A 24,485-nucleotide genomic window follows, 5' to 3' on the forward strand; every position below is an offset into this window, starting at 1 on the left:
CCGTCGCACTTACAACGCGCGCCTTGCGAAAACCCTTCGCAGGGGGCGTCAATCCGCGCGTGGCAAGCGGAGTTCGACCAGCAAGCCGCCCAGATCCTCGCTCTCGCCTAACGTGACGCTGCCGCCGTAGATCTCGGCCACATCGCGCACGATGGCGAGACCAAGGCCGGTGCCCGGCTTGTCGGTATCGAGCCGGACGCCGCGATCAAAAATGCGGATACGCTCGGCCTCGGGGATGCCGGTGCCATCATCCTCAACCCAGATCAGGCACATCTTGGGATCGCGCGGGGCGTCAGCCTCGTCCGGGTCAATGGTGACGAAAACCGAACCGCCGCCATATTTGGCCGCGTTTTCGATCAGGTTGCCGAGCAGTTCATCGAGATCCTGCCGCTCAAGCGAGACAGCGGCATTCCGGTCGCCGGCGATGTCGAGCCGACCCTCGGGATAGAGCCGCTCAACCGCGCGGCGCACGGCTTCAGCGCTGGCCATGACATTGGTGCGCGCATGACCGACAGCGCGGCGGCCGACGGCGCGGGCGCGGGCGAGGTGGTGGTCGACATGGCGCTGCATGGTCCGTGTCTCGCGCATCACCGCCTCGCCAAGATCGGGCGCGTGCGCGGTCGCGGCGTTGGTCAGTACGGTGAGCGGGGTTTTCAGCGCATGGGCGAGATTGCCCGCGTGCCGCCGCGCTTCTTCCGCCTGCCGCTCGGAATGTTCGAGCAGCGCGTTCAGCTCCTCGACCAGCGGCTGCACTTCCAGCGGCAGCGGCTCGGTGATGCGGTTTGCGCCCGTGGTCCGCAGGTTCTGGATCGCCGCCCGCACGCGCCGCAGGGGAGAAAGGCCGTAGCGGATCTGCAGCAGTGCCATCACCAGCAGGCCCAGCCCCAGCACCGCAAAGCTCCAGATCAGGATCAGCCGCACCCGCCCGATCTGCGTGTCCATCTGCTCGGTTGCACTGGCGACGGCGAAGGTCCACCGCGTCTCGCTGCCGGGCAGGATCACGGTACGCTCGGCAAGGCGAAGCGGCTCGCCCTTGAACTGGTCCGAGTTGTAGAAATGGATATCGCTGTCGAAATGGTCGCCTTTGGCGTCAGCACCTTGCAGCTTCAGGGTGCGGTCCCACAGGCTGCGCGAGGGCCAGGGTTCGTAATTGCCGCCCGATATCTGCCAGTAGAGTCCGCTGCCGGGTTCAAGAAAGCGCTGATCGCCCAGAGTGCGGTAGAAATAGACCTCTCCGCTCGCATCGATTTCGGCCGAGGCGATCATGGCGGTCAGAATGTAGTCGAGCTGTTCGTCGAAATTGGCTTCGACCTGCGTCGTCAGCGTGCGTTCGAGCGCGATGCCACCGCCGAGCAGGAGGACGAAGATCCACCCTGCCGCGATCAGGCCCATGCGCCGCGCAAGGCTGGCGCGCGGTTGCGATGGGGTAGCTGTGCTCACGTCATCCGGCACACTCCCAGCCTCGCCCGCAGGCAAGACGACAGGCGCATCGCCGCCGAGCGCCGTCGCCTCAGGCGCGCGGCTGGTCGGCGGGGTCGTCGAGGCTGTAACCGAGGCCACGGATGGTCGTAATCACGTCTGCGCCAAGCTTCTTGCGAATGCGGGTGACGAAGACTTCGATGGTGTTGGAATCGCGGTCGAAATCCTGATCGTAGATATGCTCGATCAGTTCGGTGCGGCTGACCACCTTGCCTTTGTGGTGCATCAGGTAGCTCAGCAGCTTGTATTCCTGCGCGGTCAGCTTGACCGGCTCGCCGTCAAGCGTGACGCGGCCTGAACGCGTGTCCAGCCGCACGTCGCCGGCGGTCAGTTCCGACGAGGTATTGCCCGAAGCGCGGCGGATCAGCGCGCGCAGGCGGGCGATCAGCTCTTCGGTCTGGAACGGCTTGGCGAGATAATCATCCGCTCCCGCATCCAGCCCGGCGACCTTGTCCGACCAGCTGTCCCGCGCCGTCAGCACCAGCACCGGGAAGCTCCGCCCTTCGCGCCGCCACATGCCGAGAACCGTCAGCCCGTCGATCTCGGGCAAGCCCAGATCGAGCACCACCGCGTCGTAATCCTCGGTCGAGCCCATGAAGTGCCCGTCTTCACCATCGACTGACAGGTCGACAGCATAGCCCTGCCCTTCAAGCGTCGATTTGAGCTGCGCGCCAAGGGTCGGTTCGTCTTCGACGATCAGAATGCGCATGATCCACCATTTCCAAGCTTAATGTTGCGCCGGGTCGTGCGCTTTTGCCGCTCACGCGTCAAGCAAGCGCCGCGCGCCTGTGCCGCTGCTTTCCCCCGATGAAAGCGCATCGCCGCCCGCCCGTCAGCGCGAACGGCCGATGATCCGCCCGGTGCGGGCGTCCACATCGACATGGGTGACGCGGCCATCCTTGATGAACTTGAGCCGGTAAGCCCGCGCGGTCGAATCATAGGCAAAGCCAAGATATTCGGCGCCTTTCATCATTGGCAGGATCCTTGCCTCGATCTCGCCAGAGCGCATGATGTTGCCCGCCTGCGCTTCGCGCCGGGCTTCACCCTGATCCCCGCGCGTCTGATCCTGCTGCGCCGCAGCGGGCGCAGTCACCAGCGCCGCAGCGGCCAGCGAAGCAAGGATCAGGGCGGGAAAGCGTTTCATCACAGGATCATGCCTAGCTGAGGTCCATTGAACAAGTCGTGAATAGCACTACTTCGCGGGGGAGCTGTTATTCTTGACCAGTTCGTAGGTGATCGAAATGTTCACTCCGGCCTGAACCATGCCCGGCTGGACCGGCGCAGCGTCGACCTTCGTGGCGCTCAACCGAATTTCCGCCATGGCCGGCATCGGGCCATTGCCGGTCAGCCCTTCGCTGATCGCCAGCACCTTGGCCCCGTCATAGCCGAGCATCGCGGCATAGGCCGTGGCCTGCGCCTGAGCCCGCTCGACCGCACGCTTGCGAGCCGCGTCCTTGGCGGCGGTGTCATCGTCAATGCTGAAGCTCGGCCCGTTGATGTCATTGGCCCCGGCTTCGACCAGCGCATCGAGCACGCGGCCGGTGTCATCGATCTTGCGCAGGATCACGCTGACGCGGTTCGAAGCCATATAGCCGCGAAACACCTGACGCTGCGTGGCCTGATCATAATCGTAGCGAGCGTTCAGGTTGATGCCGGTGGTCTGGATGTCCTTTTCGGCCACGCCCAGCGCTTTGATCCGCGCGATCACCTTCTGCATGTCGGCCGAGTTCTGGCGGAGCGCCTCGGTCGCGGTCGGTGCTTCCGTGGTGACGCCTGCGCCGATGGTGGCCGTATCCGGGGCGACATTGACGCTTTCATAGACGTTGAGTTCGACCACCGGGCCGCCCGTGGCAATCTCGACATTGGCACCAAGCGCCGCCGCAGGAAGCGTGAGCGCCGAGGCGGCGATAAAGGCAATGGCGGGTTTCATCATGGTCAGTATTCCTCCGATTGGTCGCGCCTCTGCACCCGTTCAGCTTTCGCTGCACTGAACCGGACGGAAACGCGCTCTTGTGGCGCGGGGGGCAAGCCCCTACTTGGCGCTTCCCATGGCACAGCCCCCCATCTTCTCGCTCGAAGGCATCGCATTGCAGCAAGGCGGGCGCTGGCTGTTCGGCGGCCCGACCCCCACCAGCGGCGCGGCGCCGATCGATCTCCATGTGCTGCCGGGGGACCGGCTGGCGCTGATCGGGCGCAACGGTGCTGGCAAGACGACGCTGCTGCGGCTGATCATGGAGCGGATCGATGCCGACCGTGGCGCCCGGCGGGTGAAGCCGGGGACGCGGATCGTGTTTCTGGAGCAGGACCCGGATTTCGGCGGCGCCGAAACGCTGATGGATTTCGCTCTCGGCGGCGAACTCCCGCCCGAACGGCATGAGGTTGAAGCCATCGCAGGGCAGCTTGGCATCGACATGAGCCGCGAGGCTGCAACCGCGAGCGGCGGGGAACGCCGCCGTGCCGCCCTCGCCCGTGCCTTGGCGCAGGACCCCGATCTGATCCTGCTCGACGAGCCGACCAACCACCTGGATCTGGCCGCGATCGACTGGCTGGAGGACTGGCTGTCGCGCTATCGCGGCGCCTTCATCACCATCAGCCATGATCGCACCTTCCTCACTCGCCTGACGCGGGCGACCCTGTGGCTCGATCGTGGAACGCTGCGGCGCAAGGAGATCGGCTTCGGCGGGTACGAGGCCTGGGAAGAGCAGGTCTATGCCGAAGAAGCCCGCGCGGCCGAGCGGATGGACGCCAAACTGAAGCTGGAGGCGCACTGGCTCGAACGCGGGGTGACGGCGCGGCGCAAGCGCAATCAGGGGCGGCTGGAGAAGCTGTACCAGATGCGCGCGGCACGGGCGGCGATGATTTCGGGCGCGGGAACGGCGAAGCTCAAGCTGTCGAGCGATGACGACTTCAAATCGAAGTCGGTGATTGTCGCGGAGAACATTTCCAAGTCCTTCGGCGACCGCCCGATCATCAAGCCCTTCACCCTGCGGATCCAGAACGGCGACCGCATCGGGATCGTCGGATCGAACGGCGCGGGCAAGACGACACTGTTGAAGTTGCTCACCAAGGAGCTGGTGCCCGACACCGGCAGCGTCACCCACGCCCGCACCCTGTCAGGAGTGATGATCGACCAACAACGCAAGCTGCTCGAACCCGGAGCGACCGTGCGCCAGATTATCGCCGAAGGGGGCGATTGGGTCGATGTTCGCGGGGTGCGCAAGCACGTTCAGGCGTACCTGAAGGACTTCCTGTTCGATCCCGGCCTGGTCGATACCAAGATCGGCATTCTGTCTGGCGGCGAACGCTCCCGGCTGCTACTGGCGCGCGAATTCGCCCGCACTGCCAACCTGCTGGTGCTGGACGAGCCGACCAATGATCTCGACCTCGAAACGCTTGATTTGCTTCAGGAAGTCATCGCCGATTTTGACGGTACGGTGCTGATCGTCAGCCACGACCGCGACTTTCTCGACCGCACGGTGACGGTCACTCTGGGCCTCGACGGGTCCGGCAAGGTAGACATTGTCGCGGGTGGCTATGCCGATTGGGAGGCCAAGCGCAAAGCCCCGACAAATACGCGACACACCAGCTCTGAACGTGCGCAAACGCGGCCAAGCGATGCAATGGACGGCCAACCGAAGGCACAAGTTGCAAAGCCCGGCGCTGCGCCCAAGCTGTCCTACAAAGACCAGCGCGATTACGAAATCCTGCCTGCGCGGATCGCGGAGCTCGAAGGTGTCATCGCCAAGGGCGAAGCGCTGCTGAACGATCCCGAGCTCTACGCGAAAGACCCGCAAAGGTTCGCCACCATCAGCAAGGGCATCGAAAATGCCCGGGCGGAAAAGGACGCGGCGGAGGAACGCTGGCTCATGCTCGCCGAGCTGGTCGAGGGGTGAGCGCCCCCGCACCGGGGGACCATGTCGAAGCGCTGCGGGCGCGGATCGCGGCCTGCACCTTGTGCGCTGCGCACCTCCCGCTCGGCCCGCGGCCCATCGCCCGCTTTTCCGCCACCAGCCGCCTGCTGATCATCGGACAGGCGCCCGGGACCAAGGTTCATGCCAGCGGCGTGCCGTGGGACGATGACAGCGGCGACCGGCTGCGCAATTGGCTGGGGCTGGACAAGGCGACCTTCTATGACCCAGCCAAGGTCGCGCAGATGCCGATGGGGTTCTGCTACCCCGGCAAGTCGCGCGGCGGAGACGCCCCGCCACGCAAGGAATGCGCGCCGCGGTGGCACGATGCGGTGATGGAGGTGCTCCCCGCGAGCCGGATGACCCTGCTGGTCGGCACCTATGCACAGGCACGCTATCTGCCGCATCTGAGGCTCCTCTCGCTGGCCGAACGGGTCAGCCGCTTCGGGCAGGACGAGCCCTTCATCGCCCTGCCCCACCCGGCATGGCGCGCCCGCCTGTTCGTGGCCAAATACCCGTGGTTTGAGCGCGACATACTGCCGCAGCTTCGCGCCAAGGTGCAGGCGATGCTGGGTCATGTGATCCGGTAGAATTCCGCCACCCGTTCCAGCGCGATGCGTAGCACCAGCTTGCCGCTGCGCGCGGGCCAGCCGAGGGTCTTTTCCGCGTCCGGCAGAGCCTCGCCCGCGCAGACGACGCGCCACAGAATGTCCTCCAGCCCGTGTCCCGCCGCCTTGATCGCCCCGTCAAAGCGCTGGCGCGCAGCGACCTGACGCTCCCCCGCCGAGAGTCCGCGCACACCCGTGGATTTCACCCGCACCGGGTCCCACCGCATCGTCACGCTGGGCGAAAGTTGCGCCCGTTCGAAATCGGCGCGCAAAGCCTCGCCTGCATCCAGAAGGCGATCGGAGAGATGTCCCCGCGCGTGCAGCCAGACCAGCGGGCTTTCGGCGAGATTGACCGTCACCGTGCGCCGCGGTCTCGCCCCCCTCTTGATCGCCCTCCGGCACGGGCCTTCAGGGGTAAGTTCGCGTTCGACCAATTGGCGCTTCATGGCATAACCTCCGCTTGCTGAGCGGAAAGCGGCTTGCCAAGGGCGCACATCTGTAGGAAAGAAAAAACCAATCCGGTTAATTCGGGCGTGTTCCTGTGCGCCTTCCGCTGTGACATTAGAGGGTGTCGTATGACCAACCGCATTCGCGATATCCGCAAGGCCAAGGGCTTGACGCTGGCCGATGTGGCCGCCGCCTGCACCCCGCCGACCACCGCGCAGACCATCGGGCGGCTCGAGACCGGGATGCGCCAGCTCTCGCTCACCTGGATGAACCGGATCGCCGCCGCACTCGGCGTCGAGCCCGCCAGTCTGATGCGCGCCGAGACCGCCGCGGCTGCGCAAATCATTGCCGAACTGGCTGCCAGCGGTCCCGAGGCGCTCACCGCCCCGCGCGAGGCCGTGTTGCCGAGCGACTTCGCCGCCGACGATGGCCCTGCCCCGTTGGTGCTGACGGTGAAGGACAGCGTGGGCGAATATCGCCCCGGTGATCTGGTGTGGCTGCGCCCGCTTGACCCCGCCGACGCGGCCAGCGCGATCAACCGCGATTGCCTGCTGCCCCGTCCCGGCGGGCGCTTTGCCTTCGGACGGCTGATCGACCGGCGCGGCACGCTGGTCGGCCTGCTTCCGCCGGGTGCGGGGCAGAAGCAGGTGGTGGTCGACAATCCGGCATGGATCGCGGTCGCCTTCATGCTGGTCAGGCCGCTGTGAGGGACGGGCGATGAAACACGTCCTCGCCCTTTCGACGCTCTATCCGAACCCGGTCAATCCGCGGTTCGGCACCTTCGTGGCGCGGTCGCTGGAGGCGCTGGCCAAGCGCGGCGATTGGCAGGTGACGCTGGTCAATCCCATTGGCCTGCCGCCCTTGGCCCTCGGTCGTTACCGCCCGCTCGCCGATCTGCCCGCAGTGAGCGAGGAAGGCGGCATCACCGTTCACCGCCCGCGCTTCACGCTGATCCCGCGCATCGGCGCACGCCGCAACGCGGGGGCCATCGCCCGCGCCTGCCTGCCGCTGGTGCGCCGCATCCATACGGCAACGCCCATCGACATGCTCGACGCGCAATTCTTCTTCCCCGATGGCCCCGCCGCCGCCGCAATCGCACAGGCAATGGGCCAGCCGCTGTCGATCAAGGCCCGCGGGAGCGACATCAGCTTCTGGGGGGAGCAGGACTTTGCCCGAAAGCAGATGCTGGGCGCCGCACAGACGGCCACCGGGATGCTTGCCGTGAGCCGCGATCTGGCTGGCCAGATGGCGGAGTTGGGCATGGATGCGGAGCGGATCACGGTGCACTACACCGGGCTCGACCGCGACCGGTTCCGCCCCTTCGGCCATACGCAATTGCGCGCGCAGCTGAGCCGCGAATTGGGGTTCGAAATGCCCGACAATGCCCCGCTGCTCGCCTGCGTCGGCGCGCTGATCGAGCGCAAGGGTCAGGGCATCGCGATCACCGCCTTGCGCGAGATACCGGGCGCGCGGCTGGTGCTGATCGGCAAGGGTGAGGACGAAGCCCGGCTGCGCGCGCTGGCGGTGAGCGAGGGCGTGGCGGACAGGGTGCATTTCGCCGGGTCGATCGACCATGATCTCATGCCGCTGATCCTGTCGGCGTCCGATGTGATGGTGCTGCCGACTGTCAGCGAAGGGTTGGCCAATGCCTGGGTCGAAGCGCTCGCCTGCGGGACACCGGTGGTGACGTGCGATGTCGGCGGCGCGCGCGAGCTGATTGCCTGCGATACCGCCGGGCGGCTAGTGGCGCGCAACCCTGTGGCTGTGGCGGCAGGGATCAATGCCGTGCTCGCCAACCCGCCGGCGCGCGAGGCTGTGGCTGCGCTCACGGAGGCGTTCAGCTGGGACGCCAATGCCGCAGCGCTGGCCGCGCATTATGAGCGGCTGCTAGCGTAAAGTCCCTCCCCGTTGCAGCGCAATGGAGAGGGACTTAAACCTCGCCGCGCGCCAGCTTGTCCTGACGGTCGGTAGCTGTCTCGGTCGGCACGAAGCTGTTCGAGGTGACGCCCATCCAGATCAGCAGCGGACCCGCCATGTAGATCGACGAATAGGTGCCGATGAACAGGCCCACGGTGATCGCCGCGACCATGCCGAACAAGCTCGGAGGGCCGAAGATCAGCAAGGGGATCAGCGCCACGAACAGCGTCAGCGAGGTCATCACGGTGCGCGCCAGCGTCTCGTTGACCGACAGATCGAGCAGCTCGCCCAGCGGCATCTTGCGATACTTCTTCAGGTTCTCGCGGATGCGGTCATAGACGACGATGGTGTCGTTGAGCGAATAGCCGATGATCGCCAGGATCGCCGCGACGATCTGCAAACTGAACTCCATCTGCGTCAGCGCAAACAGGCCCACGGTGACGGATACGTCATGCACCAGCGCGAACATCGCGCCGACGCCGAACTGCCATTCGAACCGGATCCAGATATAGACCGAAACCGCCGCCATTGCCGCCAGCAACGCGAGGATTGCCTGATTGCGGAACTCGCCCGCGACCTTGCCCGAAACAGTGTCGTTACCGTCCTTGCGCGCGTCGGGATATTCCTTCGCAATCGCCGCGATCACCTTGTCACCAATGGCAGTGGCGGCGCCCGGCGTGTTCTCGGTGCCTTCGGGCAGGGAGACGCGGATCGAGACCTGGTTGGGGGCACCGAATTCCTGCACCACCGGCTCGCCGTACCCAAGCCCGCCGACCAGCTCGCGCAGCGACGGGATCGGCGCCGTCTCACGCTCGACGAAGGTCATCCGCACTTCCTGCCCGCCAGCGAAATCGACCCCGAAATTGAGGCCGTTGACCAGCACCGCCGCCCAGCTGCCGAAGATCAGCACGAGGCTGAGCACGAAGAACGGGATGCGCAGTTTCAGGAACTTGATGTTGGTGTTGTCAGGAACAAGCTTCAGGAGTTTCATGGGTGCTTGCTCCTCAAATCGTGATGTCGTTGGGCCGCGCCTTGCGCAGCCACCCGGCGACAAACATGCGGGTCAGCGTCACCCCGGTGAAGACCGAGGTGATGATGCCGATCACCAGCACCACGGCAAAACCCTTCACCGGCCCCGAACCGAAGGCGAACAGCGCCACGCCGGAAATGACGTTGGTGAGGTTCGCGTCCCAGATCGCGCGGCTGGCTTCCTTGTAGCCGGTCTCGACCGCGGCGACGACCCTGCGGCCGCGCGCACGTTCTTCGCGGATGCGTTCGTTGATCAGCACGTTGGCGTCCACCGCAGCGCCGATGGTGATGACGAAGCCCGCGATCCCCGGCAGGGTCAGAGTGAAGCCGCCCGCCGCCATCAGGCCGAGCAGCATCAGCACGTTGAACACCAGCGCGATGGTCGCATAGACGCCGAAGCGGCCATAGGATGCGATCATCAGCGCGATCACCGCGATACTGCCAATCGCCATGGCAAGCAGACCCTGACGGATCGAGTCCGCACCCAGGTCAGGCCCAACCGTGCGTTCCTCGACCACAGTAAGCGGCACCGGCAAGGCACCCGAGCGCAGACTGATCGCAAGGCTGTTGGCGCTTTCCGGGGTGAAACTCCCTGAAATCTGCGCGCTGCCGCCGATGATCGGCGTCTGGATCGTCGGCGCGGACAGCACCTGCTTGTCGAGGATGATCGCGAAGGGCTTGCCCACATTCTCGGTGGTCAGCTTGGCGAACTTGGCGCCGCCCTGCGAATCGAAGGTGATGTTGACGATATTGCGGTTGGTCTCGGGATCGACCCCGGCCTGAGCGCCGGTCAGATTGTCCCCGCGAATGCCGCCCAGCCGGTTCACTGTGACGAACTGGCCATCAAGACCGGAGCCGGGCGCATAGGGGAAGGTCTCGGTGCCGACCTGTGATCCCGCCGGATCGGCCACCAGTTTGAATTCGAGCTGCGCGGTCTTGCCAAGCAATTCGCGCAAGGCATCGGGGTCCTGCAGGCCGGGCACCTGCACCACGATCCGGGTATCGCCTTGACGGATGATGGTCGGCTCTCGCGTGCCAAGCTCGTCGATCCGGCGACGCACGACTTCGGTCGCGCTGTCCATCGCATCGTCGAGCGCCTGATTGACCCCCGCATCAGTCTGGCTCAGCACCATGCGCTGGCCATCCACGACCTGGAGGCTCCATTCGCGCACCGTGGTCTGGCCCTGCATCACCGGTTCGATCAGCCCGCGCGCCCGGTCAATGTCACCGGCGTTTTCGAGCATGAAGGACAGCTGCCCGCCCGCTGTCGAGACATCGCCGATGCGGATGCGCGGCTTGGCGTTGCGCATCAGCTGGCGCACGGTCTCTTCCATGTTGGTCAGCCGCTGGGCGCGCACATCATCGGCCCGCGCTTCGAGCAGCAGGTGCGAGCCGCCCGCAAGGTCGAGACCGAGATTGACTTGCGGATTGGGCAGCGCCGAGGGCCAGTCGAGGCCGGAGACATTGAACAGCGAAGGCAAGGCCAGCACGGTGGCGGCCAGTGTCAGCCCCCACAGCCAAAGCTTTTTCCAGAGCGGGAATTCGAGCATTGCGTCAGGGTCTCACGCGCAGAAGGTCAGGTACGGCAGCGGCATCAGGCCAAAGCGTCAGTCGTTGGCGGGCTTGCCGCCCGGCGGAATGATGTCGCCGAGCGTGGCCTTGATCGCCTTCACGCGGACATTGGTGCCCAGTTCAAGCTCGACATAGGTTTCGTCGACCTTGATCACTTTGCCGACCAACCCGCCAGCAGTGACGACCTGATCGCCCTTCTTGACGGCGGCGATTTTGGCCTGGTGGTCCTTCTGCCGCTTCATCTGCGGGCGGATGATCAGGAACCAGAAGATGGCGATCATGCCGACGATCGGCAGGAAGCTGATCCAGGCCGGCGGCGCGCCTGCGGCACCTGCGCCAGCGGCGGCAAGAAGGTCGAATGTCATAGGTTAAGCCCGTCAGGATCCCGTGAAAGATATGCAAGGGTTGCCCCCTGCCGTTCAAGTGGGCGCGCCTAGCAGCATTGCAAGCGGGTCGCAATGATTGGGCCGGGCCGTTGTGCAAGGGCCACAGGCAGAGCCGCAAGTCCCTCTCCGTCCAGACAAGGCTGGGGAGGGACTGTGCCGCCGATGCTTGCAAAACACCGCCAAACCCGCTTGCCAGCCCCAACCATGCCCCCTATAGGCCCCGCTCCACTGGTGTCGGGACGTAGCGCAGCCTGGTAGCGCATCACACTGGGGGTGTGGGGGTCGGAGGTTCGAATCCTCTCGTCCCGACCAGTGGTTTCCCCTTTATCCGCCTGCATCACTCCGCGCCGCGCAGGCAATTGCGCGCGGGGTGCGGGCGGGTTAGGCTGGGCGGCTCGCTTCTCACGAAAGCCCTGTCCCCATGACCCGCTGGCGTCTTGCCGCCCCCGTCGACGATATTCGCGCCGCATTGCGGGCCAGCCCTGCTGTGCCTGATCGCTTTGCGCTGGCGACCCTCGTCGCGGTGGACGGCTCGGCCCCGCGTGATGTGGGCGCGCAGATGCTGATCACCGACGATGAATTTTGGGGCTTCCTTTCGGGCGGCTGCATAGAAGCGGATGTCGCGCGCCACGGGCGCGAGGCGCTCGCCGAGGGTGCCCCGCGTCTGCTGCGCTATGGCGAGGGCAGTCCATGGATCGACATCAAGCTCGCCTGCGGATCGGGGATTTCCGTGCTGGTCGAGCCGATAACGGCCGACGAAGGGGCGATTACGGCCTTGCTCGAAGGCTGGGACGCGCGCCACCCCGTCCTGTGGTCGAGCGACGGACGCGCGCGCCTTGCCGCGGCGAGCGACGAGGCCCATTCCGATTCATGGGACGGCGCGCGTTACACGCGGCTGTTCATCCCGCCCTTGCGGCTGGTGCTGATCGGTGAGGACGGCGCGGCGCTGTCAGCGGCGAGGCTCGCGCTGGAGATGGGCTGGGACGTGGCGCTGATCGCGCCCGGCGGGCCGGAGGCGGCGCCGTTCCGCGGGATCACCTATCACCGCAACGATCCCGCAAGCGCGCTCGCCGCGATCGGGCTTGACCGCTGGACGGCAATTGCGGTGCTCTCGCATGATCGCGAGGATGACGAGCGCGGGCTGGCGGCGGCGTTGCTCAGCGAGGCGTTCTATGTCGGGGCCATCGGCGCAAGGGCGCGGCTGGAGGCGCGGGAGGCGCGCCTGCGCGGTCACGGCGTGAGCGAGGCGGCGATTGCGCGCCTGCACGCCCCGATCGGGCTCTACGGCTTTGGCAAGGCCCCGCGTGAGGTGGCGTTGTCGTTGGTGGCGGAGGTCGCGCAGGCGTTCCATGCGCGTGCCGCAGCGGCCAGATCGGCAGGCGTGTCGATATCGAGCAGCGCGCCGCTTTCAGCCGTGTCGATATAGGCGACCGCCTCGGGGCGCTGTTTCAGCAGTGCGGTTGCGCCTTGATCGCCTGTCAGCGTCAACAGGTCGGCAAAGGCTGCGCGGGTGAAGGCGACCGGGTGGCCGGGGTTGCCGTCGCGCCGTGGGCGCGCGGCATAGCCCGCCCGTTCAGCGGCCTCGGTGAGCGCGGGGCAAAGGGAAACCGGCACCAGCGGCATATCGCCGAGGAACACGCAAACACCCTTGGCGTTAGGCGCGAGAGTAAGGATGCCGGTGCGCAAGGTGGCCGCCATGCCCTCGGCCCAATCCGGCGCGGGGACGATGCGCGCGCCTAGCCCCTCCAGCGCCGCACGAATGCCCGCGTCCTCCGCGCCGGTCACTACCACGACCTCCGCAAAGTCCGCTGTCGCAACCGCCTCCGCAGCGCGCCGAATCACCGGGACGCCCGCCAGATCGGCCAGCAACTTGCCCCCGCCAAAGCGCCGCCCTGCCCCTCCGGCGAGGATCAGCGCTGACCAGGCCTGCAAGTTACGCCTTGGCCTGTGTGAGCAGCGGCAGGTTGCGGATGCGCTTGCCGCTTGCCGCCGCCAATGCGTTGGCGAGCGCGGGCGACGCTGGCGGCAGGCCCGGTTCACCGATGCCGCCGGTCTTGGCCCCGCTTTCGATGAAGTGCACATCCACCGCGGGCGGCGCATCGGCCAGCTTCAGGATCGGGTAATCCGAGAAGTTACTCTCCACCACCGCGCCCTTGTCGAGCGTGACCTGCTCTCCGATTGCCGAGGACAGGCCCATGATCAGACCGCCCGCGATCTGCGCATCGGCGTTCAAGGGGTTCACCGTGGTGCCGCAGTCGACCACCGCCCAGGCCTTCAAGACCTTGGGGCTGCCGTCTTCCTTGAGGCTGGCTTCGACCACTTCGGCGACGATGGTGTCGAAGCTCTCGACAATCGCGATCCCGCGGCCAACACCGTCGGGCAGCGGCGTGCCCCAACCCGAACGCTTCGCCACCATATCAAGTGCCGCCAGATGCCGCGATCCGGGGGGAAGATGCTTGCGCCGGAACTGATACGGATCCTCGCCCGCTGCCGCTGCTAGCTCGTCCATGAAGCTTTCAGTGTAGAACCCCATCTGGGTCGCATTCACCGAACGCCACGGCCCGTCGATCTGGTTCGACTGATAAGCGAAATGACGGCGCGAGGTTGCGGGGATGGCGTAGATGAAGGGCACCTCGCCTTCCGCGCTGCCGCTCTGCACGTAATCGGTGCGCCAGGCGGTGATCTTGCCGTCCTTGAGCGCGGCCTTGAGCCCCGCCGAGGACTGGGGGCGGTAGGTGCCGTGGCGCAACTCTTCCTCACGGCTCCACACCAGTTTGACCGGATAGGGCACCTGCTTGGCGAGCACGGCGATCTGGTCGATGATCTCGACCATATCGGGAAAGCGTCGGCCAAACCCCCCGCCCATGATCATCGGGTGGAAGACGACATTGTCGACCTCCAGCCCGGCGGCCTTGGCAGCCTTCGCGCGGGTCGAAAGCGGGTCCTGCAAGCCGCCCCACAAGTGGAGCGTGCCGTCCTTGAAGTGGCCGGTGAGCGCGAACGGCTCCATCATCGCGTGGTGGAGGAAGGGGACGCGGTATTCGGCTTCGACCACCTTGACGCCTGCCGCGGCGAAGGCCGCATCGACATCGCCGTCGCCGCCGACATTGTCGGGCTCGCCGCCCGCCTTGCGCAGCTTTTCCTGCGCGGCGTAAATCGCCGGGGTCGACATGGCGCCGTGACCGCCATCGGTGAACTTGGGGTTCAGCGCGGCGAGGCCCTTGCTCGCGGGCCAATAGCCTTTGGCGACCACGATAACGGCGTCGGGCAGTTTCACCACCTTCTCGACGCCCTTGATGGCGAGCGCCGGGGCCTCGTCGACCGATTCCAGCTTGCCACCGCGCACCGGTGCTGCCGCGATGGTCGCGACCCGCATCTCGGGCAGCGTGAAGTCGATCCCGTAGACCGCAGAGCCATCGACCTTGGCCGGGATATCACGGCGCGGCACGGGCTGGCCGATCAGCTTCCACTGATCGCGGGTCTTGAGCACGGGATCGCTGCTGAGCGACCGCGTCGCTGCGCCTGCCGCCAGCTCGCCATAGCGCAAGCTGCGGCCCGACGTGGCGTGGATCACCTTGCTATCCGCCGTGGTCAGTTCGCTTTCGGGAACGCCCATCCGGTCAGCCGCTTCGGCCACCAGCGCCGCCCGCACGGCGGCACCGGTCCGGCGCATGGCGACCTCTCCGGTGAAGCGGATCGCGGATGACCCGCCTGTGATCATCAGCGGCATGGACCGCGCCATCGTGCCAATCACGGCGTCGGGGATCAGCCCGGCCACTGTGTCGCCCACGATGGTGGGCAGGAAACCCTTGGCGAGCGCCGCGTTGGCGAACGCCATGTCGGCCGGAGCCTGTTCGATTGTGACCTTGTCCCACGCCGCATCGAGTTCATCCGCCAGCATCTGGCCCAGCGCCGTGTGCGATCCCTGACCAAAATCGATGTGGGGCGAGAACAGCGTGACGGTGTCGTCTTCGGCGATGGTCATCACGCTGTTGAAGGCGTGCTTGCCTTCGCCCCCGATCAGCGTGTTGGCGCGGCCCCTGGCACTGCTGTCCGTCCACCACACACCGAAGATGCCGCCGCCCACCACCAGTGCGGAGCCGGCAAGGAAGATGCGGCGCTTGACGCCCTTGCGCTTCGGCTTTGCCGCCGGGGCTGCCGTTTCGGGAAAGTCGAGATCGGGAGTGGGGTTGTCGGCCATCATGCCTCTCCCGTCTGAGCGGCTGCGCCCGTGGCAGCGAGGATAGCGGAGCGGATGCGCGGATAGGTGCCGCAGCGGCAGATATTGGTCATCGCCTCGTCAATCTGCGCATCGCTGGGCGCGCCGACCTGCTCGATCAGCGCCACCGCCGCCATGATCTGGCCCGACTGGCAATACCCGCATTGCGGCACCTGCGCGTCGATCCAGGCCTGTTGCACCTTGTGGAGCGTCCCGTCGGCCCCCTTCAGCCCCTCGATCGTGGTGACGGACTTGCCCGCGACATCGCTGATCGGCACACTGCACGAGCGGGTCACCGCGCCATCGACGTGCACCGAACAGGCCCCGCAGGCGGCAATCCCGCAGCCGAACTTGGTCCCTGTCAGGCCGAGATCATCACGCAGCGCCCATAGGAGCGGCGTATCAGCCTCAGCCTCCACCTCGACTGGCTTGCCATTGACCGAAAATGCGATTGCCACAGCTGGCTCCCCCGCTGGTTGATATGCGTCCCATATAGCAACCTGTCGGCGCGCCGCCTAACGGAAAGACGCGCGGCGAGGAGGCTTGCAGGCGGGCGGCGCGCTTCGTAAGCGCAGGGGTGAGAGAGGAACTTTCCATGCCCCACACCGCCCCCACCCTGCCCCGTATGCGTTCCTGGCTGTTCGCGCCCGGTGACAGCGAAAAGAAGATGGGCAAGGCGATCGCCAGCCCGGCGGATATTGCGCTGCTGGATCTGGAGGATTCGGTTGCGCCCGAAAACAAGCCCGCCGCCCGCGCGATGGTGGCAGAGCAGATCGCCGCATCGGACAAGGCCCCGCGGTTGTGGGTGCGGATCAATCCGATCAGCACCGCGGATTGCATCGCCGATCTCGCCGCGATCATTCCCGCGCGTCCCGGCGGGGTGTTTCTCCCCAAGGCCGAAGGGGCGGCGGATATCACCCAGCTGCACCACTACCTCACCGCGCTCGAAGCCGCGAACGGTATCCCGCAGGGCCGCACCTTGGTGGCCGCATTGGTGACCGAGACCGCAGCAGCGATGTTCCGCACCGGCGAATATGCGGGCGATTATCCGGGCAAGGCGAGGCTGGTGGCGATGAGCTGGGGGGCGGAAGACTTGTCTTCGGCGCTGGGCGCACGCGAGCAGCGCGGACCGGACGGCGAATATTCCCACACCTACGAAATGGCGCGGAGTCTGTGCCTCATCGGTGCCTCGGCAGCGGGGGTTGCGCCGATCGAGACCGTGCAGCCGGAGTTCCGCGACCTTGACGCGCTGGCCGCGCGCGCGCGTCGGGTGCGGGCGCAGGGGTTCCGCGGGATGCTGGCGATCCACCCCGCGCAGGTCGATCCGATCAACGCGGCCTTCACCCCCAGCGCGGAGGAGTTGGCCCACGCCCGCGCCGTGGTGCAGGCTTTCGCCGATCATCCGGGCGCAGGGGTGGTGGCCTTGGATGGCGCGATGCTCGACCGGCCACATCTGGCACTGGCGCAGCGGTTGCTGGCTGAGTCAGATGCGAATTAGGTTATTTCATTTTCCTACTTGAACCAGTTTGGTCATTTTCGTGCGACTCACAGCCAAGGAGCGCACCAATGTCCCTCGTAGACGCCCTGATCGGCCCACTCGCTTCGATCATCGACAAGATCATCCCCGACAAGGAAGCCCGCGCCAAAGCCAAGCTCGAACTGATCGCGCTCGAAGGGACGCAGGAAATGCGGATGATCGAGGCGCAGCTTCAGGCGATTGTCGCCGAGGCCAACTCCGCCGACCCCTGGACGAGCCGCGCCCGGCCCAGCTTTCTTTACGTGATGTATGTCCTGCTGCTCGCCTCGCTGCCGATGGGGGTGCTCTCGGCCTTCAACCCCGCCGCCGCGAGGGATATCGCCGCGGGGATGAACGCCTATCTCGGGGGGCTGCCCGAGCCGCTCTACGCGCTCTTCGGCACCGGCTACCTCGGCTACACGGCGGCGCGGCAGTGGGGGAAGGTCAAGGGGGTGGATCGGTAGGGCTTCATTCACCTTGCGTTTGTACCATTCAATGTACATATGAAGGCGCAAGGAGCCTTGCCATGGATGTGATGACCTACAGCGAAGCGCGCAAGAACCTGAAGTCCGTGATGGACAAGGTCGTCGCCGATCATTCCGAAGCCATCATCACCCGTCGCAATGGCGAAGCGGTGGTGATGGTCTCGCTTTCGGAATGGAATTCCATTCTGGAGACAGAACACCTTCTGCGCAGCCCCGAAAACGCGCGCCAGCTTCGCGAGAGCATTGCGCAGGCTGAACGCGGCGAATTGGTAGAGCACGATCTCATTGAGCCATGAAAATCACCTTCACGGTCAGTGGATGGCGCGAATATGCAGAATGGGCCGAAACCGACCCGGCAATGGTGCGAAAGATTAATGGCCTGATCAAGGAGTGCGCCCGCCACCCCTTCAAGGGCACTGGCAAGCCGGAGCCGCTCAAACAAGAACTTCAAGGCTATTGGTCACGCCGGATCGATCGCGAGCACCGACTCGTTTACAAAATTAGTGGCCCGGGCGACGCGCAAGTGCTGATCATCGCTCAGTGCATGTATCACTACGAAAAGCGATCAAAATGACCAACCTCGTCTACGTCCTCAACGGCCCCAACCTCAATCTGCTCGGCACGCGCGAGCCGGAGATTTATGGCACCACCACGCTCGATGACATCGCCGGGATGCTCGAGGACCGCGCGCGCGAACTCGGGCTCGAAATCGAGATGCGCCAGACCAATCACGAAGGGATGCTGGTCGACTGGCTGCATGAGGCGCAAGCCGAAGGCGCGCGGGCCGTTCTGCTCAATGCGGCGGCCTACACCCACACCTCGGTCGCGCTGCTTGACGCGATCAAGGCGATCCGCACACCCGTGATCGAGGTGCACCTGTCGGACCCGAAGACCCGCGAGGCTTTCCGCCACCTCTCCTATGTGGGCATGGCCGCTGCCATGACCGTGGAGGGCCACGGCGCGCGTTCCTACATCATCGCGCTCGAAGCCGTAGCGGCAGGTAAGGTCTGAAATCGTCATCGGACTTTCACAAATTGCACCTCTGCCACTTGCCTGCCGCAATTGGTGGCAATAGACGCTCGCGCTTTAAGGTCGCACCACGCAACAAGGGGCATACATGGCAAACGACGCTGGCCAATCCGGCAAGGCAAACGGCCGCAAGTCGGGCGGAATGAACATCGACACCGCTCTGGTGCGCGAACTCGCCGAACTGCTCAACGAAACCGGCCTCACCGAAATCGAGGTCGAGGATGATGACCGCAAGATCCGCGTCTCGCGCGGGAGCGTGGCTTCGGCCGCGCCGGTCTATGCCGCAGCGCCCGCTCCGGTCGCGGCTGCACCTGCACCTGCGCCCGCCCCCGCCGCCGCACCTGCACCCGTAGAGTCTGCCGCCCCCGCTGGCCCTGATCTCAAGAACGCGGTCAAATCGCCGATGGTCGGCACCTGCTACCTCACCCCTGAACCTGGCGCTGCGCCGTTCATCGCGGTGGGCCAGGCGGTCAAGGAAGGCGACACGCTGCTGATCGTCGAGGCGATGAAGGTGATGAACCCGATCACCGCCCCGCGCGCCGGCACCGTTACTGCGATCCTGATCGAAACCGCCCAGCCGGTCGAATTCGACCAGCCGCTTGTGGTGATTTCCTAACATCATGGGCATCAAACGCATCCTGATCGCCAATCGCGGCGAGATCGCGCTGCGCATCCACCGCGCGGCGCACGAAATGGGGATCGAGACGGTCGCGGTGCACTCCACCGCCGATGCCGACGCGATGCATGTGCGGCTCGCCGACCATGCCGTGTGCATTGGCCCACCGCCTGCGGGCGAGAGCTATCTCAACATTGCCAACATCATCTCGGCCGCCGAGATCGCCCAGTGCGATGCGATCCACCCGGGCTATGGCTTCCTGTCGGAGAACGCCAAGTTCGCCGACATCGTCGAAGCGCATGACATCATCTGGATCGGCCCCAAGCCCGAACACATCCGCACCATGGGCGACAAGGTCGAGGCCAAGCGCACCGCGGGCGCCCTCGGCCTGCCGCTGGTGCCGGGCTCGGATGGCGCAGTCTCCGACTTCGACGAGGCACGCCGCATCGCCAAGGACATCGGCTATCCTGTGATCATCAAGGCCGCTTCTGGCGGCGGTGGGCGCGGCATGAAGGTGTGCGAGAGCGAGGACAAGCTCGAAACCCTGATGCAGCAGGCGGGCTCCGAGGCGAAGGCTGCTTTCGGGGATGCCACGGTCTATATCGAGAAATATCTCGGCAACCCGCGCCACATCGAGTTCCAGGTGTTCGGCGACGGTCAGGGCAACGCGATCCATCTGGGCGAGCGCGACTGTTCCTTGCAGCGCCGCCACCAGAAGGTGCTCGAAGAAGCCCCCTCCCCGGTCATCTCGACCGAAGAGCGGATGCGGATGGGCGAGGTTTGCTCCAAGGCGATGCGCGACATGGCCTATCGCGGGGCGGGCACGATCGAATTCCTGTGGGAAAACGGCGAGTTCTACTTCATCGAGATGAACACCCGGCTTCAGGTCGAACACCCCGTGACGGAAGCGATCACCGGGGTCGATCTGGTGCGCGAACAGATCCGCATTGCCGAGGGCAAGCCGCTGTCGGTGGCGCAGGAGGATCTGGAGTTCACCGGCCACGCGATCGAGTGCCGGATCAACGCCGAAGACCCCTTCAACTTCGCGCCCTCGCCCGGCCTCGTCACCTATTACCACCCGGCCGGCGGCATGCATGTGCGCGTCGATTCAGGGCTTTACGCCGGATACCGCATCCCGCCCTATTACGATTCGATGATCGCCAAGGTGATCGTCTATGGCCGCAACCGCGAAGGCTGCATCATGCGCCTGCGCCGCGCGTTGGAGGAAATGGTGGTCGAGGGAGTCAAGACCAACATCCCGCTCCACCAGGAACTGCTGCGCGAGACCGACGTGCTGAACGGCGACTATTCGATCAAGTGGCTGGAAAAGTGGCTGGAGGAGCGCGAGGGCTGATCCCGGTCAGCCCGCGCCTTCCATCCCCTTCAGCACCGCGAGGATCAGCGCCCGCACATCGGGCAGCGACTGTCCGCGCCCCCGCAGGCTTGCCATAGCCAGTTCGGTCATCAGCGCGTTGACCAACCGCGCGGCGAGCGGCTGGTCGATCGCGCCGATTTCCCCAGCCTCAGCCGCCCGCGCCAGCTGGCGTTCGAACAGAGCGAGGCTGTTGGCGTTCTCGATCCGCTGCGCTTCTTCCAGACCAAGTGCGGTGGGGCCGATGCGCAGGAGGATCGCCGCGACATCGGGCGCGCGGATTTCCTCCAGCCACGCGGCGCACATCGTGGTCAATTGGACGAGCGGCGCAGTCGCCCCCGCCTGCTCCGCTTGGGCCAGCGCGCGGGCAATCGCGCCCTTGGATTCGGCCTTGTAGATCGCCGCGATCAGCTCGGCCTTGCTGGCGAAGTGGTGGTAGAGCGCGCCCTTGCTCAGCCCCGTTTCGGCCAGCACGGCGGCCAGTGTTGTCGCCTCAGGCCCCTGTTCCAGAAGCAATTTGCGACACGCCGCCAGCAATGCCTCGCGCGTCGAGTCTGACCTCTGCTGCTGGGTTGGCATGATCACCCCTTTACTGCGGATATGGTTTCGCACAAAACAAACCGCTGGTCGGTTTATGGAGTCGAAGATGCCGCCTTACGAAACAAACCTCAAGACGATGCTCGCCATCTGGAACACACCCGATCCCGAGCAGCGCCGCGCGATGGCCGAGGCCTCGATGGAGCACAACGTCCATTTCGTCGATCCGCGCCACAACATCATCGGGCGCGAACCCTTCCTGAAGATGGTCGAGGACACCCGCGCCGCCTTCCCCACCGCGGTCTATCGCCACAACAGCCGGATCGAGATGCAGAACAATTTCTGCCGCCATCATTGGGCGATCGACATGGACGGCAAGACCGTGATGGAGGGCTTCGACGTCACCGAGGTCAATGATGCGGGCAAGGTCGTGAAGGTGATCGGCTTCTTCGGGCGGCTCGATCCGGGCGATTGACGCGCGCGCCTGTGGCATTCATGCTGCACTGCAACACAAGTTGCATGTCGCCACGTTGATTTGACGCGCAATTGTCCACCGCACCCGCTAACAGGGGCACGGGATTGCGCTGGACGACGTGTGGCAAGGAGTGCCGAATGAACCGCAAGACCCAGATTGTCGTCGTCGGCGGGGGCGCGGGCGGGCTCGAGTTGGTCCGCAGGCTCGGCGCCAAGTATGGCCGCAAGCGGCACGACATCATCCTTGTCGACAAGAACCTCTCCCACATCTGGAAGCCGCTGCTGCACGAGGTCGCAGCAGGCTCGCTCGATGCGAACCTCGATGAGGTCGGCTATCGCGGGCATTGCTATCGCTGGGGCTACCGCTTCTTCCAGGGCAGCCTCGACGGGATCGACCGCGAGGCCAAGACCATCAGCCTCGCGCCCGTGACGGACGAGGACGGAAGCGAACTGATCGAAGCGCACACCATCCGCTACGATATCCTCGCGCTGGCGATGGGGTCCGTGTCGAACGATTTTGGCGTTCCGGGGGTGAAGGAGCATTGCCTCTATCTCGACAGCCGCGCGCAGGCGGACCGGTTCCGCACCCGGCTGCTCAACCATTGCCTGCGCGTCAGCCGGGCGATGATGAATGATCCGACCGCCAACGAACAGGTCCGCATCGCCATCGTCGGCGGCGGGGCAACCGGGGTGGAACTCGCGGCCGAGCTGTACAATGCGGCGGGCGCCCTGCGGCACTACGGGCTGGAGGTGTTCGACGAGAGCCGAATGCACGTGACCCTGCTCGAAGCGGGGCCGCGCATTCTGCCTGCCCTGCCCGAAAAGCTGGCCGCTGCGGCCAAGCATGAGCTCGGCGTGCTCGGCGTGCAGGTCCGCCCTGACGTGCAGGTGGTCGAAGCCCGCCCGCGCCAGCTCATCACCAGAACAGGCGAAGTGATCGAGGCCGATCTGATCGTCTGGGCGGCGGGCGTGAAGGGGGCGGACTATCTCTCAGGCCTCGGCCTGGAGACCAATGCGCGCAACCAGATCCTTGTCACCGACACGCTCCAGACGACGGTTGATCCGAGCATTTTCGCGCTTGGCGACTGCGCCAGCTACACCCCGCCCGGCGAGGATCGCCCCGTCCCCCCGCGCGCGCAGGCGGCGCATCAGATGGCGGGCACGGTGTTCGACAATATCTGCCGGATGCAACGCGGAAAGCCGCTCCGACACTTCGTCTATCAAGACAAGGGTTCGCTGGTGTCGCTCAGCCGTTTTTCGACCGTGGGGAGCCTGATGGGCAACCTGATCGGCGGGAGCATGGCGATCGAGGGGCGGCTGGCCCGGTTCATCTACACTTCGCTCTACCGGCTGCACCTGATCGGTATCCACGGCTGGATCAAGGCGACCTTCCTGATGCTGGTGGGCCGAGTGAACCGCATCGTCCGGCCCAGGCTCAAGCTGCACTGACCGCGTCTCGCGCCGCGACAGCGAGACTTGATCTCAGAAGTCAATCTTCAGCCGCACTTCTGCCCCGTCCGCATCAAACCCGCCGACCCCCTGCTTGATGAGATTGGCCTCGGCCTCGGCATTCTCTGACAGCTTGAACCGGGCGCGCGGGATGGCGCTGCCGAATTCCTCGTCGATCGGCCCCACCATCGGGCCAAGGCGCGGCGAGGAGTCGGTAGTCTCGCACACCACGATGGCCGGATTGAGCGGGTCGGGATCGTCCGCGCGGCAATCCTCATGCGGGGGCTTCGGCACAAATTGGGTGAGGTCGATCACCACCCCGCCCTCGGCAAGAGGAGATGGCGCTTCGGCGGCCAACGGGACGGGATCGGGTGGCGGCGGCTCGGCAATCACAGGGCACTCATCTCCCTCGGCAACTATTCGAAGGTGAGCCCCTGCGCCATCGCCTCGGCGATCACTTCAGGGCCCGTTTTCATCGGGCTTTCCTGAACAATATCATACCAATCGGGCTTTTCGTCGACGAAAATCTGCTGCTCGATCCCGAAGCCCGGCGGCAGATCGAAGAGGCCCGCCAGAAACGAGCGCCCGCCGGTCGGCAGGAAGCGGTACCACAAATTGCTGCCGCAAGTGCCACAAAAGGCGCGTTCGGCCCACGGGCTGGAGCGATAGACCGTCACCGCATCCTCACCCGTCACGTCAGCCGCTTCGCCTTTCACGCCGGCGTAGAATGCCCCGCCCCAGCGCTGACACATCGCGCAGTGGCAGATATCGACCTCGCTCCGCATCGCCGTCACCGTGATCGTCACCGCGCCGCACAGGCAGCGCCCGGTGACAGGCTCCGCAAGGCGGGCCGCTTCACTCACAGGGGAACGCCGGGTTCCTGCTTGGCCGTGCGGATCGTGAGCGAGGTCTTGACGCTTTCGACATTGGGCGCGGGCGTCAGCTTGCCGGTGAGGAACTCCTGGAAGCTCTGCAAATCCTTGCTGACGATCTTGAGAATGAAATCGATCTCGCCATTAAGCATGTGGCACTCGCGCACTTCGGGCAGCGCGCGCATATGTTCCTCGAACTCGCGCAAGCTGCTTTCGGCCTGGCTCTTGAGGCTGACCATCGCGAAGACGGTGATGGCAAAGCCGAGTTTGGACGGGTCAAGATCGGCGTGATAGCCGCGGATCACACCGTCCTCTTCCAGCCCGCGCACCCGGCGCAGGCATGGCGGGGCGGTCAGCCCGACGCGCTGAGCGAGTTCGACATTGGTGACGCGGCCTTCTGCCTGCAATTCCGCCAGCAATCGGCGGTCGATATCGTCGAGATTGGCCACGTGGCTGAAGCTCCCCCATCACGCCAGCGTTCACCCCACGGCAACGCGCGTGCACTATGATCGTAAAGAAACAAGACGCGCGCCGGATGGCTCGCTTGGCTAATATTATTAGGTCTGCCAG

28 protein-coding genes, 1 tRNA gene and 1 pseudogene are annotated in these 24,485 nt (G+C 65.5%); 15 read left to right on the forward strand and 15 right to left on the reverse strand.

Translation table 11 applies throughout. The annotated features are described in order from the left end of the window. Positions 1-48 precede the first annotated feature (48 nt). The 4 genes from ACLBKT_RS07920 to ACLBKT_RS07935 form a co-directional block, all read right to left on the reverse strand. Positions 49-1,392: a sensor histidine kinase gene (locus tag ACLBKT_RS07920; protein ID WP_410183666.1), complete on the reverse strand. Its 1,344-nt coding sequence runs from the start codon at positions 1,390-1,392 to the stop codon at positions 49-51. Between the two features lie 118 nt (positions 1,393-1,510). After that, positions 1,511-2,188 (reverse strand): response regulator transcription factor, encoded by a 678-nt coding sequence (locus ACLBKT_RS07925; RefSeq protein ID WP_160760637.1) that lies wholly within the window; start codon positions 2,186-2,188, stop codon positions 1,511-1,513. A gap of 123 nt (positions 2,189-2,311) precedes the next feature. Beyond that, positions 2,312-2,623 (reverse strand): PepSY domain-containing protein, encoded by a 312-nt coding sequence (locus ACLBKT_RS07930; protein WP_410182388.1) that lies wholly within the window; start codon positions 2,621-2,623, stop codon positions 2,312-2,314. A 48-nt stretch (positions 2,624-2,671) separates the two neighbouring features. Continuing rightward, positions 2,672-3,412, reverse strand: a complete 741-nt coding sequence (locus ACLBKT_RS07935) for an SIMPL domain-containing protein (RefSeq protein WP_410182389.1) — start codon at positions 3,410-3,412, stop codon at positions 2,672-2,674. 115 nt (positions 3,413-3,527) lie between these two features. Between ACLBKT_RS07935 and ACLBKT_RS07940 the strand changes: the two genes are divergently transcribed. After that, on the forward strand, positions 3,528-5,372 hold the full coding sequence (locus ACLBKT_RS07940) for an ABC-F family ATP-binding cassette domain-containing protein (protein ID WP_410182390.1): 1,845 nt from the start codon (positions 3,528-3,530) through the stop codon (positions 5,370-5,372). After that, a complete protein-coding gene (locus ACLBKT_RS07945) occupies positions 5,369-5,977 on the forward strand; it encodes a uracil-DNA glycosylase family protein (RefSeq protein ID WP_410182391.1) in 609 nt (202 codons plus the stop codon). Before ACLBKT_RS07940 ends, ACLBKT_RS07945 begins: the two co-directional genes overlap by 4 nt. Here the strand turns inward: ACLBKT_RS07945 and ACLBKT_RS07950 are convergent. Further along, positions 5,962-6,441: a DUF6456 domain-containing protein gene (locus tag ACLBKT_RS07950; protein WP_410182392.1), complete on the reverse strand. Its 480-nt coding sequence runs from the start codon at positions 6,439-6,441 to the stop codon at positions 5,962-5,964. The genes ACLBKT_RS07945 and ACLBKT_RS07950 overlap by 16 nt on opposite strands. A 129-nt stretch (positions 6,442-6,570) precedes the next feature. On the opposite strand from ACLBKT_RS07950, the gene ACLBKT_RS07955 reads away from it, so the two are divergent. Continuing rightward, the gene (locus ACLBKT_RS07955) at positions 6,571-7,149 is read left to right on the forward strand and encodes a helix-turn-helix domain-containing protein (protein WP_410182393.1); all 579 of its coding nucleotides are present in this window, start codon (positions 6,571-6,573) and stop codon (positions 7,147-7,149) included. A 10-nt stretch (positions 7,150-7,159) separates the two neighbouring features. Continuing rightward, positions 7,160-8,338, forward strand: coding sequence for a glycosyltransferase (locus ACLBKT_RS07960; protein WP_410182394.1), 1,179 nt, complete (start codon positions 7,160-7,162; stop codon positions 8,336-8,338). Between the two features lie 34 nt (positions 8,339-8,372). On the opposite strand, the gene secF is transcribed toward ACLBKT_RS07960, so the two are convergent. The 3 genes from secF to yajC are packed head-to-tail and all read right to left on the reverse strand — an operon-like array spanning position 8,373 to position 11,325. After that, positions 8,373-9,350 carry a protein translocase subunit SecF gene (gene secF / locus ACLBKT_RS07965; RefSeq protein WP_410182395.1) on the reverse strand — a complete coding sequence of 326 codons (978 nt, stop codon included), beginning with the start codon at positions 9,348-9,350 and terminating at the stop codon, positions 8,373-8,375. A 13-nt stretch (positions 9,351-9,363) separates the two neighbouring features. Then, positions 9,364-10,938, reverse strand: a complete 1,575-nt coding sequence (gene secD, locus ACLBKT_RS07970) for a protein translocase subunit SecD (protein ID WP_410182396.1) — start codon at positions 10,936-10,938, stop codon at positions 9,364-9,366. 57 nt (positions 10,939-10,995) lie between these two features. Then, the gene (yajC, locus tag ACLBKT_RS07975) at positions 10,996-11,325 is read right to left on the reverse strand and encodes a preprotein translocase subunit YajC (protein WP_410182397.1); all 330 of its coding nucleotides are present in this window, start codon (positions 11,323-11,325) and stop codon (positions 10,996-10,998) included. Between the two features lie 256 nt (positions 11,326-11,581). Between yajC and ACLBKT_RS07980 the strand changes: the two genes are divergently transcribed. Both ACLBKT_RS07980 and ACLBKT_RS07985 read left to right on the forward strand, forming a co-directional pair. After that, positions 11,582-11,658, forward strand: a tRNA-Pro gene (locus tag ACLBKT_RS07980). A 109-nt stretch (positions 11,659-11,767) separates the two neighbouring features. Further along, on the forward strand, positions 11,768-12,772 hold the full coding sequence (locus ACLBKT_RS07985; RefSeq protein ID WP_410182398.1) for an XdhC family protein: 1,005 nt from the start codon (positions 11,768-11,770) through the stop codon (positions 12,770-12,772). A gap of 26 nt (positions 12,773-12,798) precedes the next feature. Here ACLBKT_RS07985 and ACLBKT_RS07990 read toward each other — a convergent pair. From ACLBKT_RS07990 to ACLBKT_RS08000, 3 genes and pseudogenes are all read right to left on the reverse strand, one after another. Then, a pseudogene (locus ACLBKT_RS07990) lies at positions 12,799-13,386 on the reverse strand (NTP transferase domain-containing protein); the annotation flags it as partial. Continuing rightward, entirely contained in the window at positions 13,280-15,547 is a 2,268-nt protein-coding gene (locus ACLBKT_RS07995) for a molybdopterin cofactor-binding domain-containing protein (RefSeq protein WP_410182399.1), read from the reverse strand. The pseudogene ACLBKT_RS07990 and the gene ACLBKT_RS07995, both read right to left, overlap by 107 nt. Further along, positions 15,547-16,023, reverse strand: a complete 477-nt coding sequence (locus tag ACLBKT_RS08000; protein WP_410182400.1) for a (2Fe-2S)-binding protein — start codon at positions 16,021-16,023, stop codon at positions 15,547-15,549. The genes ACLBKT_RS07995 and ACLBKT_RS08000 overlap by 1 nt, the downstream gene beginning before the upstream one ends. A 137-nt stretch (positions 16,024-16,160) precedes the next feature. Between ACLBKT_RS08000 and ACLBKT_RS08005 the strand changes: the two genes are divergently transcribed. The 7 genes from ACLBKT_RS08005 (at position 16,161) to accC (ending at position 20,565) form a co-directional block, all read left to right on the forward strand. Next, the gene (locus tag ACLBKT_RS08005; protein WP_410182401.1) at positions 16,161-17,063 is read left to right on the forward strand and encodes an HpcH/HpaI aldolase/citrate lyase family protein; all 903 of its coding nucleotides are present in this window, start codon (positions 16,161-16,163) and stop codon (positions 17,061-17,063) included. Between the two features lie 68 nt (positions 17,064-17,131). Next, positions 17,132-17,545 carry a holin family protein gene (locus ACLBKT_RS08010; RefSeq protein WP_410182402.1) on the forward strand — a complete coding sequence of 138 codons (414 nt, stop codon included), beginning with the start codon at positions 17,132-17,134 and terminating at the stop codon, positions 17,543-17,545. A 62-nt stretch (positions 17,546-17,607) separates the two neighbouring features. Beyond that, complete coding sequence (locus ACLBKT_RS08015) at positions 17,608-17,862, forward strand: type II toxin-antitoxin system Phd/YefM family antitoxin (RefSeq protein WP_410182403.1); 255 nt, start codon at positions 17,608-17,610, stop codon at positions 17,860-17,862. Next, positions 17,859-18,140, forward strand: a complete 282-nt coding sequence (locus ACLBKT_RS08020) for a Txe/YoeB family addiction module toxin (protein WP_410182404.1) — start codon at positions 17,859-17,861, stop codon at positions 18,138-18,140. The genes ACLBKT_RS08015 and ACLBKT_RS08020 overlap by 4 nt, the downstream gene beginning before the upstream one ends. Further along, positions 18,137-18,577: a type II 3-dehydroquinate dehydratase gene (locus tag ACLBKT_RS08025; protein ID WP_410182405.1), complete on the forward strand. Its 441-nt coding sequence runs from the start codon at positions 18,137-18,139 to the stop codon at positions 18,575-18,577. The genes ACLBKT_RS08020 and ACLBKT_RS08025 overlap by 4 nt, the downstream gene beginning before the upstream one ends. Before the next feature lie 106 nt (positions 18,578-18,683). Continuing rightward, positions 18,684-19,211, forward strand: a complete 528-nt coding sequence (gene accB, locus ACLBKT_RS08030) for an acetyl-CoA carboxylase biotin carboxyl carrier protein (protein ID WP_410182406.1) — start codon at positions 18,684-18,686, stop codon at positions 19,209-19,211. 4 nt (positions 19,212-19,215) lie between these two features. Beyond that, positions 19,216-20,565: an acetyl-CoA carboxylase biotin carboxylase subunit gene (accC, locus tag ACLBKT_RS08035; protein WP_410182407.1), complete on the forward strand. Its 1,350-nt coding sequence runs from the start codon at positions 19,216-19,218 to the stop codon at positions 20,563-20,565. A 6-nt stretch (positions 20,566-20,571) separates the two neighbouring features. Here the strand turns inward: accC and ACLBKT_RS08040 are convergent, their stop codons facing one another. Then, positions 20,572-21,162, reverse strand: a complete 591-nt coding sequence (locus ACLBKT_RS08040; protein WP_410182408.1) for a TetR/AcrR family transcriptional regulator — start codon at positions 21,160-21,162, stop codon at positions 20,572-20,574. 67 nt (positions 21,163-21,229) lie between these two features. On the opposite strand from ACLBKT_RS08040, the gene ACLBKT_RS08045 reads away from it, so the two are divergent. Both ACLBKT_RS08045 and ACLBKT_RS08050 read left to right on the forward strand, forming a co-directional pair. Continuing rightward, positions 21,230-21,595, forward strand: coding sequence for a hypothetical protein (locus ACLBKT_RS08045; RefSeq protein WP_410182409.1), 366 nt, complete (start codon positions 21,230-21,232; stop codon positions 21,593-21,595). A gap of 137 nt (positions 21,596-21,732) precedes the next feature. Next, positions 21,733-23,043, forward strand: a complete 1,311-nt coding sequence (locus ACLBKT_RS08050; protein WP_410182410.1) for an NAD(P)/FAD-dependent oxidoreductase — start codon at positions 21,733-21,735, stop codon at positions 23,041-23,043. Positions 23,044-23,076: 33 nt separating this feature from the next. Here ACLBKT_RS08050 and ACLBKT_RS08055 read toward each other — a convergent pair whose 3' ends face one another. Genes ACLBKT_RS08055 through ACLBKT_RS08065 form a run of 3 tightly spaced genes read right to left on the reverse strand, consistent with a single transcriptional unit; the run spans position 23,077 to position 24,364 of the window. Further along, entirely contained in the window at positions 23,077-23,436 is a 360-nt protein-coding gene (locus ACLBKT_RS08055; protein WP_410182411.1) for a hypothetical protein, read from the reverse strand. A 23-nt stretch (positions 23,437-23,459) separates the two neighbouring features. Next, positions 23,460-23,906, reverse strand: coding sequence for a GFA family protein (locus ACLBKT_RS08060; protein WP_410182412.1), 447 nt, complete (start codon positions 23,904-23,906; stop codon positions 23,460-23,462). After that, positions 23,903-24,364 (reverse strand): Lrp/AsnC family transcriptional regulator, encoded by a 462-nt coding sequence (locus ACLBKT_RS08065; protein WP_068862764.1) that lies wholly within the window; start codon positions 24,362-24,364, stop codon positions 23,903-23,905. The genes ACLBKT_RS08060 and ACLBKT_RS08065 overlap by 4 nt, the downstream gene beginning before the upstream one ends. Positions 24,365-24,485 lie beyond the last annotated feature (121 nt).

Origin of the sequence: Erythrobacter sp. W302b (genome assembly GCF_046452395.1) — a bacterium.
Taxonomy (GTDB): Bacteria; Pseudomonadota; Alphaproteobacteria; order Sphingomonadales; family Sphingomonadaceae; genus Erythrobacter.